This window comes from Maribacter sp. TH_r10, assembly GCF_033101095.1.
Taxonomy (GTDB): Bacteria; Bacteroidota; Bacteroidia; order Flavobacteriales; family Flavobacteriaceae; genus Maribacter_A; species Maribacter_A luteus.
Genome location: NZ_JAWMPY010000002.1, coordinates 653,885 through 668,556, shown reverse-complemented (window position 1 = coordinate 668,556; position 14,672 = coordinate 653,885). Strand labels below are relative to the sequence as shown.

11 protein-coding genes are annotated in these 14,672 nt (G+C 37.7%); 5 read left to right on the top strand and 6 right to left on the bottom strand.

Going from position 1 to position 14,672, the window contains the following annotated elements; genetic code table 11:
* Positions 1-14: 14 nt before the first annotated feature.
* Both cysM and epsC read right to left on the bottom strand, forming a co-directional pair.
* Positions 15-899, bottom strand: a complete 885-nt coding sequence (gene cysM, locus R3X28_RS08255; protein WP_317663934.1) for a cysteine synthase CysM — start codon at positions 897-899, stop codon at positions 15-17.
* The gene (epsC, locus tag R3X28_RS08250) at positions 892-1,683 is read right to left on the bottom strand and encodes a serine O-acetyltransferase EpsC (RefSeq protein WP_317663933.1); all 792 of its coding nucleotides are present in this window, start codon (positions 1,681-1,683) and stop codon (positions 892-894) included. Before epsC ends, cysM begins: the two co-directional genes overlap by 8 nt.
* Before the next feature lie 95 nt (positions 1,684-1,778).
* Between epsC and R3X28_RS08245 the strand changes: the two genes are divergently transcribed.
* Positions 1,779-2,459, top strand: a complete 681-nt coding sequence (locus R3X28_RS08245) for a DUF2461 domain-containing protein (RefSeq protein WP_317663932.1) — start codon at positions 1,779-1,781, stop codon at positions 2,457-2,459.
* Here R3X28_RS08245 and R3X28_RS08240 read toward each other — a convergent pair.
* The 4 genes from R3X28_RS08240 to R3X28_RS08225 all read right to left on the bottom strand — a co-directional run bounded on the left by R3X28_RS08240 (position 2,448) and on the right by R3X28_RS08225 (position 8,383).
* On the bottom strand, positions 2,448-2,858 hold the full coding sequence (locus tag R3X28_RS08240) for a glyoxalase (protein ID WP_317663930.1): 411 nt from the start codon (positions 2,856-2,858) through the stop codon (positions 2,448-2,450). The genes R3X28_RS08245 and R3X28_RS08240 overlap by 12 nt on opposite strands.
* Positions 2,859-2,993: 135 nt before the next feature.
* Positions 2,994-6,023: a WD40/YVTN/BNR-like repeat-containing protein gene (locus tag R3X28_RS08235; RefSeq protein WP_154365352.1), complete on the bottom strand. Its 3,030-nt coding sequence runs from the start codon at positions 6,021-6,023 to the stop codon at positions 2,994-2,996.
* A gap of 60 nt (positions 6,024-6,083) precedes the next feature.
* Positions 6,084-6,851 (bottom strand): outer membrane lipoprotein-sorting protein, encoded by a 768-nt coding sequence (locus R3X28_RS08230; protein WP_154365354.1) that lies wholly within the window; start codon positions 6,849-6,851, stop codon positions 6,084-6,086.
* 236 nt (positions 6,852-7,087) lie between these two features.
* Positions 7,088-8,383: a dipeptidase gene (locus R3X28_RS08225; RefSeq protein WP_317663927.1), complete on the bottom strand. Its 1,296-nt coding sequence runs from the start codon at positions 8,381-8,383 to the stop codon at positions 7,088-7,090.
* A gap of 183 nt (positions 8,384-8,566) precedes the next feature.
* On the opposite strand from R3X28_RS08225, the gene R3X28_RS08220 reads away from it, so the two are divergent.
* From R3X28_RS08220 to R3X28_RS08205, 4 genes are all read left to right on the top strand, one after another.
* The gene (locus R3X28_RS08220; RefSeq protein WP_317663925.1) at positions 8,567-10,354 is read left to right on the top strand and encodes an ATP-binding protein; all 1,788 of its coding nucleotides are present in this window, start codon (positions 8,567-8,569) and stop codon (positions 10,352-10,354) included.
* Positions 10,355-10,360: 6 nt separating this feature from the next.
* Complete coding sequence (locus tag R3X28_RS08215) at positions 10,361-10,732, top strand: response regulator transcription factor (RefSeq protein WP_317663924.1); 372 nt, start codon at positions 10,361-10,363, stop codon at positions 10,730-10,732.
* A 195-nt stretch (positions 10,733-10,927) separates the two neighbouring features.
* Positions 10,928-13,249, top strand: a complete 2,322-nt coding sequence (locus R3X28_RS08210; RefSeq protein WP_317663922.1) for a hypothetical protein — start codon at positions 10,928-10,930, stop codon at positions 13,247-13,249.
* The gene (locus R3X28_RS08205) at positions 13,242-14,672 is read left to right on the top strand and encodes a glycosyltransferase family 2 protein (protein WP_282054860.1); all 1,431 of its coding nucleotides are present in this window, start codon (positions 13,242-13,244) and stop codon (positions 14,670-14,672) included. Before R3X28_RS08210 ends, R3X28_RS08205 begins: the two co-directional genes overlap by 8 nt.

Here is a 14,672-nt window from a genome sequence, read left to right as displayed (position 1 = left end):
TTCAATACTAGAACCTAATCGAACAAATCTGATGAAAGATAACGGTCCCCACGGTCACAAATAATGGATACTATAGTTCCTTTATCTATGGTCTTGGCTAATTTTAAAGCCGCCACCGTTGCACCACCGCTACTCATACCTGAAAAAATACCCTCTTCTTTGGCCAATCTTTTAGCCATTTCCCTCGCTTCTTCAGTATCCACTTCAATCACGTGGTCAACTTTTTTGGCATCGAATATCTTAGGTAAATAAGCTTCAGGCCATTTTCTAATTCCGGGAATACTGGAACCATCAGTAGGCTGAACCCCTACAATCTGAATATTAGGATCTTGTTCCTTTAAAAATGTTGAGGTGCCCATTATGGTTCCCGTAGTGCCCATTGCCGAAACGAAATGAGTTACCGCTCCTTCGGTATCGCGCCAAATTTCGGGCCCTGTTGTTTTATAATGTGCTTTCCAATTATCTTCATTTGCAAATTGATCGAGCATAATGAATCCTTCCTGCTTTACTTTATTCTCGGCGTAATCCCTTGCCCCTTCAATTCCGACATCGGAAGGCGTCAAAGTAACCTTTGCTCCATATGCCCGCATGGTCTGCACCCTTTCTTTTGTAGAGTTTTCGGGCATTACAAGCTCTATATCCAATCCATAAATACCAGCTATCATAGCAAGTGCAATTCCTGTATTACCACTTGTCGCTTCAATTAATCTCGAATTTTTTGAAATCGCACCTTTTTCCAATCCGGATTTGATCATATTGAAAGCTGCACGATCTTTAACGCTTCCTCCCGGATTATGGCCTTCCATCTTAAAAAGGAGTTTAACGTTGGGATTGGTATTTAGTACTTGTGAGGCTATTAAAGGGGTGTTCCCTATAATGTCGAATATTGTCCTAGACATTGGTTGCTGTTTTTATTTTAATTTCTGGTGTATGGAAAACGGTAGAGTTGGGAGGAACCGACTCGGTCACCCACGCATTACCACCGATAATACTGTTGGCCCCAATAACGGTTTCACCACCTAGTATAGTTGCATTCGCGTATATGGTCACATTATTTTCTATGGTCGGATGCCTTTTGGTTTCCTTTAAATCTTTGGCCACATATAGGGCTCCTAGGGTAACCCCTTGATAAACTTTTACATGGTCCTTTATTTCGGCAGATTCCCCAATAACGACTCCTGTGGCATGATCAATAAAGAACGATTTACCAATTTTTGCCCCTGGATTAATATCCACACCGGTCTTACTATGCGCGTACTCGGTCATAAGTCTAGGCACCAAAGGGAAACCTACCTTATATAATTCATGGGCCAATCGATAAATGGCAATCGCATAGAATCCGGGATATGCCATATAAACTTCCTCAATGGACAAGGAAGCAGGGTCACAATCAACAATTGCTTCCGCATCAAGGTTTAGACTTTCAAGTACGATCGGAAGTGATTCCAAATAGCCTTTCCAAACCTTACTACATGGGTTTTCGCATTCCCAACAAGCCAATTTGGCCAATTCCTCAAAATCGGTTTTCAAAATATCCAAGTTGCCTTCAACAGGAGTGTCTATATCAAAAAGTGTATAAAAAAGTTTATTGGTGAACGCCTCAACCCTTTCTTTTAAAGCAAACCTTAGATTAGGTTGTTTCTTGTGCTGCTTTATTTTATCGATTATTGCTTGCTGATCCATTACTTGCTGATTGTAAAAACGAAATTAATGAATATTTTAAAAGGAGTTCCTCCCATTTGGTTAACTTTAGCTTAAAATAACCTCAGTTAAGTCGTATGCAAAGTGCCGTAATTACTAAAGAAGTCTTTTTATTTTTAAAGGAATTGGAACAAAATAATACCAGAGAATGGTTTACCGCAAACAAAGACCGATTTAAAGCACTGGAGGCCAGTGTCAAAACTTTTTTCAGTACGGTCATGGAGAGAATGAAACAGCATGATGACATCGAAAAAATGAAGATGTTCCGTATTTATAGGGATGTCCGATTTTCAAAGGACAAAACACCTTATAAGACCCATTTTGCGGGTTCATACGCCAGGGCAGGGGCTAAGTTGCGAGGAGGATATTATGTACAGATAAAACCAGGGGACAGTTTTATTGCAACAGGATTTTGGAATCCGGAGAAAGAAGATCTGTTGCGCATTCGTAAAGAATTGGAGTTGGATGCAGAGGAATTCAAAACGATCATCAATAATAAAAAATTTGTTGATGTCTGGGGCAATTTGATAGGCGAGGAGCTGAAAACAGCACCAAAAGGATTTGATAAAGGCCATCCCGATATTGATCTTATCAGAAAGAAACAATACATTTTTATCCGAAAATTTACGGACAAGGAGGTTCTTTCACCAGATTTTGCAATGAAAATAAATGACTCCTTTAAAGCTATCAGGCCCTATTTTGACCTAATGAGCGATATTCTTACGACAAATCTCAACGGTGAATCACTATTGGACTAATTCAGGAACTTCAAAAACCTGTATTTGCCCTTTTAAACGTTCTACAACCATATTCATCATACGCTTGTTCAAGGCGGAAGAATTTTTTATATAATCATTATATTCTTCAACTGTAAATTGCCCAATGACCATGCCCTTTAATGAATTTCGGAATTTGATATCCTTTTGGATGGCATTTTCGATATACATTAACTTGTTTTCCAAACTCAAATCATAATATCTTTTCTTGTGTTTGTTGATGTAATTCTGGAAAGCCGCCAACAAAAGATCGTTCTGTAATTTTAAGACCGGTCTAATGGTTTTGTTCTGAAAATACTCATCGGAACTCATAGAATCATTAACCTTGGCCGAACCTATTTGAGGACGTATATGTAAGAGATTTTGGGATCTATCACTCATTTTACAAAGTTTTACTAAAGATACCCGTTTATATTACCTCGTTTTACCACTTTGGTTTAAGTTTTTAACGAGGTTATGAACAGAAAAGGCCATTGGCGTAATCGCCAATGGCCTTTTTAATACAATCCAAACTCTTTACTTGCTCTCTAAAAACTCTTGAAATGTCTTTACAGAAAAATCATCCTTGGTCTTAAACTTTTTCTTCAATTTCATAAAATCCGCTTTTGCCGTATCGAACCGTTCTGAGATTATACTCAAACTCTCCAATTCAGATTTGGTAGGCTTATCATAATTGTTGGCCAATTTACTATAAAGATCGGCCATTTTTTCCCGTAATTGGGGTTCTGCAGAGCCCACATAATTATCACCTGTGGTAATGACCAAAGTTTCTTTAAGGCCATTTAATTTAGAAACCATCTTGGTATTCTTATCACTTTCTGCCTTTACAATCATTTCGTCCAATTCATATACCAAATAGGCAAGTTCTTGGGTCATGTTGTACATTTTCATTGTGGTCTTGTTCTTAAAACCCCTTTCCTCTGCTGTTAATGATGATTTTTCGTCATAAACCAATTCAAAGGTCTGCTCATACGTTTCTTTACCTTTGGTCATAACGGCTTTATACGTACCAGCGGCTACATATGGGGAAGTAAACCCACCGAAAGAGAATGTTTTTCCTTTGGCGACTTTAGGTTGTCTTATTTTACCGGTCCAATTAACGATATTGATTCCTTTTGATTTTCCAGGACCCAATTCAAAAATGGTATTCCCTTCCATATCCTGAACTTCCATTTTCATCTTTCCAAACGTATGCCTTTTCTTTAAATAGTATTTTATTTGGGCATTTTTACTCTTGTTTCGGCCTACAAATTGCGTTTCAGCACCGAAACTGCCCGAAAAATTACTTTTTTCATTGATAACGGTTGGCTTGCTAGCAAAGAAATGAACGTTCTTGTTAAGCACTTCAGGTGTCAGTTCCCTTAAAGGTGAAATATCATCGATGATGATAACCCCGCGACCATGGGTTCCCATGACCAAATCATTGGTTTCTTTTTGTAGATCAATGAAGTGTACGGCCACCGATGGCATATTATTAGTGAACTTTTTCCAGTTTTTACCACCGTCCAAGGTTATGTAAAGTCCAAATTCAGTACCTAGGAACAATAAATCGGGATTTACATAATCTTCCTGGATATTTCGAACAAAACCAACCACATCATCGGTAATGATATTCGTCCAAGTCTTGCCAAAATCAGTTGTTTTGTAAGTATAAGGATTCATATCATTTTGTGTGTGGCCCTCAAACACAGCATAGGCCGTACCCTTATTGAAAACACTGGCCTCGATATGATAGGTCCATGTATTTTTTGGCAATCCGGAAATATTACCAATGGTATTCGTCCAAGTTTTACCACCATCTTGGGTAACTTGTACATTACCGTCATCGGTACCCACCCAAATCACATTTTCATCGAGAGGGGATTCCGCTATGGTAAAGATCGTCGTATGGTTTTCAGCTCCTGAGTTATCCTTCGACAATCCGCCTGAGTTTTCCTGAGCCTGTTTTGTTGGATCATTCGTGGTTAAATCGGGGGAGATGATTTCCCATGTATCCCCCATATCATCAGACTTGTGCAAAAATTGACTCCCCATGTAAAACCGGTCAGGTTGATGGGTACTAACCGCCATAGGAGCGTTCCAATTAAATCTCAATTTGGCAACACCTTTTGAGGGTAGAGGCTGTATGGTTTTAGAAAGGTTACGGTCTACATCAAAGCGCCAAACATTCTCCGCACCCTGCATTTCTGAATAAATAATATTTTTCGTCGGATGTTTTAATACACGGAACCCATCGCCATAACCCACAGAATTCCAATCCCTGGCCTCAACACCACCAGGAGAGGAGGAAGGTCCGTACCATGAACCATTATCCTGCAATCCGCCATATACATTATACGGACTGGCATCATCAACACTAATATGGTAAAACTGCGAAAGGGGAAGGTTTTCCACTATCTCCATATTGGTACCACCATCCCATGAACGATAAACCCCACCATCTGTACCTACGTACATAATATCCGAATCTTTGATACTAAAGGCAATATCATGTATATCACTGTGCATATTTCCTAGGTTCTTGAACGTTTTACCGCCGTCCCTGGAAATAGAACCGCTTAGTCCGCCTTTTACGATAACATTTTCATCAAGGGGGTCCACTACGATACGGGAAAAATAAAAAGGCCTAACCGTAATTCCGAAATCATTGTTCAATTGCTTCCAAGATTTTCCTGCATCATCACTTCGATACAACCCTTTACGCTCATCTTTTTCAGCCTCAATGACCGTATAAAGAACATTAGGGTTCGATGGGGCCACCGCTATTCCCAATCGCCCTAGTTTACCGGAAGGAAACCCATTATGGATTTTGGACCAATTTGCACCCCCGTCAGTTGATTTATACAATGCACTATTTTCCCCGCCGGATTCAAAACTCCAGCCCGTACGTCTAAATTCCCACATAGAAGCATAAAGCACATTGGGGTCATTAGGATCCATGGCCAAATCAGCACATCCCGTTTTTGGGTTTATATAAAGGAGTTTGTTCCATGTTTCACCGGCATCTGTTGATTTGTAGACACCCCTTTCCTCGCTATCTCCCCAAAGTGCACCTAAAACGGCTACATAAACTTCTTTTGGGTTCTTTGGATTCACAATGATATTGGCAATACGTTCTGATTTATCAAAACCGAGCTTTCTCCAGTTGGCACCACCATCTGTTGATTTATATAGACCGTCACCTACAGAAACACTATTTCTGGTCCAAGTCTCTCCCGTACCAACATATATGGTATTGTCCGGATCATTGGGATCTAAAGCAACTGCTCCGATCGATTGGCAATAATCATCAAAAATAGGGTTGAAGGTAGTACCGGCATCATTCGATTTCCAAACTCCGCCACCAGCCGTACCTGCATAAATGATTCTACTATTGGTAGGGTGCACCTCCATATCGTTGATACGACCACTCATAAGGGCAGGGCCAATATGCCTAGCGGTCATATCTCCAAACAAAGCCTTACCATCGTTATTCTTATCTTGTGCAACTATTGTATACGAGCTTACAAGCCCCAATAGGGCTATAAGGATATATATTTTTTTCATGATAAAAGATATTAAATAAAAAGGCCCTTTGAGAAGAAAGGGCCTTTAAAAATGTTGTTGTTATTTTTCGTCTACTGCTATTTCCTCTGGAAAAGCAAATATTCCATCTTCAACGGTGGGATTCAGCTCAATACTTTCTATAGTCAAAGGATTTCCTGGCTGGCCTTTTACCCCTTGGGTCATTGAAAAAGCAAAATATATACCATCAACCTCCTCATAGTCGCTGAATGTCATTTCTTGAACCATACCTTTTCCTTGCCCCGATTTAATTTCGGATTGAACGGCAATAGGGACAAAATTATCCGTATCGAAAAAATAGAAAGATACATCTTCTTCTTCTTTACCATCTACGGTAATAGGCTCTTTGACCAATTTTATCTTGAAAGTCTCCGTTCCACTTATGGTTTCTTTCCCCAATAATTCTACGGTATATCCCTTCTCTTTATAATCTATAAATGAATCAGGGAAATCATTTGAATTCAATTTAAAGTTTGCAGTGGCCTCCGCATCACTTTTTTCAGCCTTCATGGTCATGAAATTATGGCTCCATAAGGTTTCACCATCGAAAACACCTTGCTTTATTTCTTTTCCTTGAAAATTAATAGTGGTCATCTGTCGACCATCGCTCAATTGCAATACTTCCAGAGGAATCTCCATTCCCTGTTGATTTATTTTCGCTACCATTTTCATTCCCTCTACACTTTTGAGCTTTTCAAGCCCTCCGATATTTTCAAAATAGGTGTCCAGGATTTCATCCGCGGTCTGTGCGCTTAAAGGTGCAACAAAGGTCATGGCCAAAATTGCAATACATAGTTTTAGTGTTTTCATGTTCTGAGTTTATTGAATTAATTTTCTGATTAGTATCAAATATAAATGGAATGTTACATTATTTTATTACAAAAACATTAAATCGTAAGAATTATCTCCATTTAATCTTAAAAAAATTTCTTATTGTCAATTTCGGATAAGAAAGTACCCCTGAATTATAAATAATGGCATAAAAAAAAGGATAGAACTTATTTGAAGTCTATCCCTTTTATTTAAATATAAAATTATTGAATCGCTTACGTTGTTTTTTTACTAAGTTCATCAGCAACGGCCTGTACTTCATCAAGAACCCGAAGTAAGTTACCTCCCCAAAGTTTTTCAATCTCTTCTTCGGTATATCCTCTTTTTACAAGTTCAGCGGTCACGTTCATGGTTTCTGAGGCATCTGACCATCCTTCAATTCCGCCACCACCATCAAAATCGGAGCTGATACCCACATGGTCAATGCCTATTAAATCTACCATATAATCAATATGATCCACAAAATCGACCACACTCACATCTTCCGGAACATCGGTTTTTGTTTTGGCTATTTCGGTACCGATATCCATTACCTTTCGGTAATTATTGAAAAAATCTTCTTTCTGGCTCTCGGTCAGATCTTTGATCTGGGACCTTTCATACCAAGCTATCCCTAATGAATCTGCAACTTGGGTATATATGTTCTTCATGTAAGCCGTACGCTTATCGTTCTTTTCCGTATTCAAATAAGATCTGAAGGCAACGGTTTGTACAACCCCTCCATTTTCTTTCATCATCAACAGTTGTTCGTCATCTAAATTACGACTATGACCACAAAGCGCCCTTGCTGAAGAGTGGGAAGCAATAATCGGTGCCTTTGATAAATTGATCATTTGTACCATGGATTCTTTTGAAGGATGGGAAACATCTATCATAATGCCCAAACGGTTCATTTCTTTTACAGCTTCCTTGCCCAAGTCACTTAGCCCATTATAAAGCCAAATATCGTCCTCTTCCCCGGTGTTAGAATCACAGAATTGGCTATGCCCATTATGCGACAAGGAGATATATCTGGCCCCAAGGTTATAATATTCTTCAAAACCTGAAAGATCTTCCCCAATGGGATATGCATTTTCTACCCCGATCATGGCTACTTTTTTTCCTGAAGCGACGATTCTGCGTACATCATCCGAAGTAAGGGCCAACTCGATCTCATCCGGGGCAATTTCCTCGCAAAGTCTGTGTATGGCATCGAACTTGGCCATGGCATTTGCTTTGGCCTTGGCATAACCTTCGGCATTCAATGAATCTTGACCTGTATAAACGATAAGCCAAGAAACATCCAAACCGCCTTCGATCATCTTGGGAATGTTGATCTGGGTCGTTAGCCTTTGTGTATAATTAACCGAATCGGTAAAATTGTTGACATTGATATCGTCATGGGTATCAATTGTAATCACCTTTTCATGTATTTCCTTGACCTTGTCAATTCCGCTTATCTCTGCTTTTTTCACTGTCTCAGCGCAATTGAATAATAGAAAAAAAGAAGAGAGGTAAAGTAGTTTTTTCATATGGCAAATTATTTATACCTACAAATAAAGGAATTTGACAACAAATAAGGGTTATTCGAGAACAAATTATTGCAGATACTTCTGATTATGAAGAGCTTTAAAACGTCTAAGATCTATGTTAAAGACAATAACGTAAGAGTTTATCAACTTAGCACATATCATTAACCCAAATAAACCTACCTTTTGAAGGCAAGAAAATTACTTAACCAACTAGATAATATTGAATCTACACTCAACGAATATTCTTTTGAGGAACTAAATACAAAGAACAGTGCTCTTCTTAAAAAAAGCTTCGATGAATTCAAAGGACGCTTGGAGCAAATGGTTTTCCAAGGGGTCCCTGCTGTTTCACAACAGTGGACGCCCAATTCCAATGAGCAAGATATTTTAGAGGAAAATCCATTGCCTGTTGGTGGTAAAAGCAATGCGACCAAGCTTATTGCCAATGTTAGCCATGAAATTCGTACGCCTTTAAACGGAATTATTGGATTTACGGATTTACTTAAAGAGGAGAAATTGAGCCAAAATCAATTAGAAAAGGTCGAGGCTATTCAAGTTGCTTCAAATTCACTTCTTGAGATAATCAATGAGTTATTGGAATTTACCAAACTTTCAGAAGGTCTTGAAACAATAAACCAAGATGATTTTAATTTTGATGGTGTCATCGACAATATATTGTATCTATGCAACACTTTGATTACTAACGACAAAGTAGTACTGAGATCAAAAATTGACCCAAGTATACCCAAAGTGTTGAAAGGTGATGCCGCCAAACTTTCACAAGTTTTATTAAACCTCATTGGGAATGCCATTAAATTTGTTGAAGAAGGGGAGATTTTACTGGAGATATCCTTGAAAAACCACCGCAATGATACTATTAACCTGGAGTTTGTCGTATCTGATACAGGTATAGGAATATCCGAGGAAAACATTAAACACATATTCGGCTACTTTAGACAGGCAGATAATTATACCGCGGTCAATTATGGGGGTTCTGGCCTAGGTTTGAATATTGTTAAACAAATAATAGAACTCTTGAACGGAAACATTGAAGTTCAAAGTAAGTTAGGCAGAGGAACCGTCTTTAAATTCAATTTACCCTTTAAAAAAGGCAATGAATCCTCTATACCTCAAAAGAATCCTGAAATCAATGATCAAATTTCAGTCGATAATCCTTTAAAAGGCAAAAAAATCCTGGTTTTTGAGGACAATAGTATGAACCAACGCTTATTTAAGCAGCGATTAAAGGCATGGGGATGTAAGTCATATGTAACTGATGACGGACCAGCTGGACTAAAATTTCTTGAAGAGCATAATATTGATCTTATTCTAATGGATCTAAGAATGCCAGGTATGAGTGGTGTTGAGATTACCAAACAGATACGAGAAAGCAAATCTCCCCAAATAAAGAATATTCCAATTATTGTAGTTACAGCCGATATTACTGCCCATGAAAAAGAGGATTGTAGCGCATATGGCATAGATGATTTGATTTTAAAACCATTTAACCCTGAAGAACTCCTTATGAAACTGATTGATAATTGCGGTAGAGGACAGATTTCCCGTAAAGGTACATTAAACGAAGAAGAAATGCATCAAACAGCATTACCGTGCCCCAAAAGAATAAACCTCAAAACTTTACAGGATGATAGTTTCGGTGAACATGATTTTCTAGAAGAGCTCGTAGGACTTTTTAAACTCAACATACTCGAGTTTATTGGCGCTTATTCAGTTCACTTAAAAAATGAAGATTATGACAGCTTGGCTTTTGCCTCACACAAAATTAAATCTGGATTAAAAATGGTTCAAGCAACCACATTATTGAATATAGTTCTGAGGGTGCAAACGCTAAGCAAGGAAAAAAAGAATCTGGACGAATTGAAAGGCCTTTTAGTTTCCTTTACACAGGAATATGATTTAGTTGAAAGGGACATTGACAATGAACTGAAGAAACTTAAGAACGAGAAGTAAACCCAAATGGATACATATAAACTACTACTGGCAGAGGATGATGAATTATTGGCTTCATTACTTAAATTCCGCCTTCAAAAAGAGGGGTTTCAAGTTAATATAAGTAGCAATGGTAAAGAAGTAAAGGAACATTTGGAAAAGGAGGTCCCAGATTTAATCATTAGTGACATTATGATGCCATATTTTTCTGGACTAGAGCTTGTGGATTATGTTCGTAATGAGCTTAACTTCAAAATTCCCATAATAATAATTTCATCTGCAGGTAATGAAGAGAATGTATTGAAAGCATTTGATTTGGGGGCAAATGATTTTATTTCCAAACCAGTGAGTCCAGCGGAATTGATAATGAGAATAAACAGGGAATTAAGGAAAGTTTAGTAATTGACGTATAGCCTAACATATAGCATAAATTTACTGTTAAGTGCCCCAAAGATCCATACGGATCTTTTGTGGGATCTAACAATGCTGTTTGTTGGAATCGGTTTTATTTTCTTTGTCTGCATTTTCTTTTACAGAAATAAGATCTCAGCTCGTTCACGTAAAATTTTAGAAAAAAAGAGAGAGCTTTCCCCTATGATAAGTGAGTTTATTTTTTATTCCGAAAATGGTTCCAAGGAAGAAAAAAACACTTATATAGAGCACAAGATCCATATCAGGGAGTTATTGAACGATAATTTTAACCGTGAGGTGCTGGCGAGTACGCTTATGGAACTCAGAAGGGATGTTTCCGGTCAGGCCCTAAAACAGTTAATTGATCTCTATAAAAATTTAGGATTACATCTAGATGCCTACAAAAAACTCGAAAGTTGGCGTTGGGAGATGGTTTCCAAAGGGATTTTGGAGCTTTCCCATATGCAGGTGACCGAATCATATCAATATATTGTGCGCTTTATCAATGACAAAAGAAGTGTGATAAGAAAGCAGGCGGAAATTGCAACAATTACCCTTAAGAATGAAGGGATTTCATACTTCATGGACACCACAAAGTATAAGATATCAGAGTGGCAACAACTTAGTCTTTTAGAGATCTTACGTAACAATAAAGACTTCAAACCACCTCAATTCAAAACATGGCTCACCTCTAAAAACAAACATGTTGTTCTTTTCGCTCTTAGACTAATCAAACATTATAACCAAAATGATGCAAGGGCCTCTCTGATAGAATTATTGAAACATAGAAACGATCAAATCAAATTAGAGGCTATAGAATGTTTAAAAATCTTTAATGTCGTAGAAGCAAAAGACATGTTAAAGAAGGTTTTTTGGCGATGTTCAACTGAAGTCAAAATATCTATTCTTGGTGCCATTAGCTTATTAGGTGATCAGGGAGATATTGTGTTTTTAAGAAAAATTGAAAGAAAAAAACTCGATTTTACCGTAAAAAGCAAAGCGCTGAGCGCAATCAACACTATAGTTCCAGAAACTATAATGCCTACTGAAGGTATTGAGAATGTGACCAACAATGAAATGCCGGATGATATAATCGAAAAAAAGGAAATTGAAGAATTCAACGATGAGAGTCCAATTGAACATAGGGAAGAAACGTCAAAAGAAATCTTTCAAGAAGAATTGAATATTCCAGATTCAGGTTATGAATCAGAATCTAAAATTCCAAGTGAAAAGGAAGTGCATATAGAAGTGGGGCAAGAAAATCTGGATTTTTTACCGATTGTAGTGTCAGCATCAGAAGAAAATATTTTATACAATGCTATTGGGTCAGATGCATTTAAGGATGAAATAGAACTTAAAAATAAAGAAGAAATCGAGGGATTTGAAAGTTCTATGTTTGACCTATCAGAAACCGCCTTGGACTTCTTACCTATAGTGGTGTCCAATGAACCGAAAGAGGAAAAGCAGGAAGACAATACTGACTTTGATATTGTTAATAATGAGATAAACACTACAATAATGGATAGGGAAGAAAAAGAATCTGATAACCCAGAATTTGAATTTACCGTTCAAGACCTAACTTTTTTGCCTATCGTTGTTGAGGAAGAACTTAAGAACATAATTGACAATGATGAAGTCAAATTTCCAAAACCCGAAGAGGAAGTTGAAAATGATTTCAACGAAACAATAATAGAGGAGGGAAAAACCGTTATTGAGGAGATATTGGAAAATAACTTGGCCAATGAACAGTCAATGAATAAGGAGTTAATTGACGAAGAAGACAATGTATTCATTGATTGGCCTATATCACAAGAATTTCAACAAGATAATGTTAACCAGGCTCCAAAGGAAGATATCGAATCAATTTTGTCTTTGATACCTAAACCTTATGAATTCGATAATGAAACGGCAGTATTGATTAGATTGTTGTCCGATATTGAAGAATTGGGTGATCATCGGGAGATTCCCTTCTTACTCGATTTATTATTGGAAGAATCAAGACCACTGATTCAAGAGCGAATCCAAAACGTTGTTTATACCATAGAAAGAAGAATAGACCCTAAAGTCAAATCGGTAAGGCATAGCATTTTTGAAGAGTTGTTCCACTCCTGTGATACAGAATCAAAGTTGATCCTTTTGGATGAAATAGTTGCCGTTGGTGATAATAAGGAAATCTCATTCCTCACTGGATTATTAAAGGACCCCAATATTGAAATAAGTGCAAAAGCAGAATCAACTTTGGCCCAGCTTAAAGAACGGCTTTCTGAAAAGACACTTAAAGAAATGGATGTTGAAACAAATGTTCTTTCTGATTCCCATGAAAATTCTTTGGTCAATGAAGATGATGATCTATTGATTTTCACTGATGAATTCGCTTTAATTGGCCCTGGAGGGAATGCCATAAAGAATATGTCCCAATCCTTTTTGAATAAGAATCAAAACTTCGGGTTACTATTTCAACTAAGGTCAATACCTAATAGATTACTAGAGAAACTAAATGGATAACGATCTCTTAAATATAATCCTGGATTATATAAACATTGTGTTTTTAACATACACGGTAGTGTTGTTCACATTGTTTACCGCCATGGGATATTTAGCGTCCAGAAACTCTTTACACTATAAGCATAAAAATAGCTTTGATGATCTTAGTAAAATTGCAGGGTCACCTTTAGAGCCGGCAATTACAATAATTGCTCCTGCATATAATGAGGGATTGACGATTGTTGAAAACGTTAGGTCACTTTTATCCTTGCGCTATTCAAACTATGAGGTCATGGTTGTAAATGATGGCAGTAAGGATGAAACCTTGCAAAAGATGATAGATGCTTATAATCTAGAAAAAATACATCAACCAATCAATCCTGATTGGAAATCAAAACCCGTAAGGGGAATTTATAAATCAAAACAAAGCTCCTTTTCAAAATTAACCGTAGTCGATAAGGAAAATGGCGGTAAATCCGATGCCCTGAACACGGGTATGGCACTGTCAACCAACACTTATGTTGGCTGCATTGATGTGGACTGTCTTTTATTACCAGATGCATTATTACACGTGGCCAAATCATTTTACCAACGGTCAAAAAAGAAGGTGGTTGCGGTGGGTGGTGTAATCAGGGTGGCAAATTCTTGTACGATTACCGGTGGGCAATTAGAAGAGATTAGATTACCGAAAAATTGGCTCGCCAAATTTCAATTATTGGAATACACAAGGTCTTTCATTCTTGGTCGAATGGCATGGGGCCGTATTGATGGACTTTTGATTATTTCCGGGGCATTTGGTTTTTTTGATAGGAAAATCGCAATGGAAGTAGGCGGATACGACACGAATACCGTTGGCGAGGATATGGAGATTGTATTCAAAATGCGTAAATACATGCACGAACGCAAAGTTCCATACACCGTCGAATATATTCCAGATCCGTTATGTTGGACAGAGGTTCCAGAGGATTTAAAGATCTTGGTGAATCAAAGGGATAGGTGGAGCCGAGGAAACTTAGAGACCTTGTATAAACATCGCGAAATGTTCTTTAATCCTAGATATGGTAGGTTGGGAATGGTAAGTTTTCCCTATTGGTTCTTTTACGAGTGGTTATCCCCTTTATTGGAATTCTTCGGTTTTTTCTCAATAATTCTATTTATCTATTTAGGAATTTTAAACTTGGATTTTTTCATTGCCATAACAGCGACGGTTTACATGTTTTCGGTCATGTTCTCCTTTTTTGCCATTTTATGGGATGTCTATTCCTATAATGAATACCGAAAAACAAAGGATATTCTGACCCTAATGCTCTGCGCTGTAATAGAACCCTTCTTCTTTCACCCGATAGTCGTTTGGGCCGCAATCAGGGGTAATTACAAAAAACTGTTCAAAATTAAATCAGGTTGGGGATCCCAAGTACGAAAAGGATTTGCCAAAGCTTCATAG

Excerpts from the sequence above, each read along its gene's own strand:
- R3X28_RS08225 (WP_317663927.1), bottom strand. The coding sequence starts at position 8,383 with ATGAAAAAACTACTTTACCTCTCTTCTTTTTTTCTATTATTCAATTGC.
- R3X28_RS08240 (WP_317663930.1), bottom strand. The coding sequence starts at position 2,858 with ATGAGTGATAGATCCCAAAATCTCTTACATATACGTCCTCAAATAGGT.
- R3X28_RS08235 (WP_154365352.1), bottom strand. The coding sequence starts at position 6,023 with ATGAAAAAAATATATATCCTTATAGCCCTATTGGGGCTTGTAAGCTCG.
- epsC (WP_317663933.1), bottom strand. The coding sequence starts at position 1,683 with ATGGATCAGCAAGCAATAATCGATAAAATAAAGCAGCACAAGAAACAA.
- R3X28_RS08245 (WP_317663932.1), top strand. The coding sequence starts at position 1,779 with ATGCAAAGTGCCGTAATTACTAAAGAAGTCTTTTTATTTTTAAAGGAA.
- R3X28_RS08230 (WP_154365354.1), bottom strand. The coding sequence starts at position 6,851 with ATGAAAACACTAAAACTATGTATTGCAATTTTGGCCATGACCTTTGTT.
- R3X28_RS08215 (WP_317663924.1), top strand. The coding sequence starts at position 10,361 with ATGGATACATATAAACTACTACTGGCAGAGGATGATGAATTATTGGCT.
- R3X28_RS08205 (WP_282054860.1), top strand. The coding sequence starts at position 13,242 with ATGGATAACGATCTCTTAAATATAATCCTGGATTATATAAACATTGTG.
- R3X28_RS08210 (WP_317663922.1), top strand. The coding sequence starts at position 10,928 with ATGATAAGTGAGTTTATTTTTTATTCCGAAAATGGTTCCAAGGAAGAA.
- cysM (WP_317663934.1), bottom strand. The coding sequence starts at position 899 with ATGTCTAGGACAATATTCGACATTATAGGGAACACCCCTTTAATAGCC.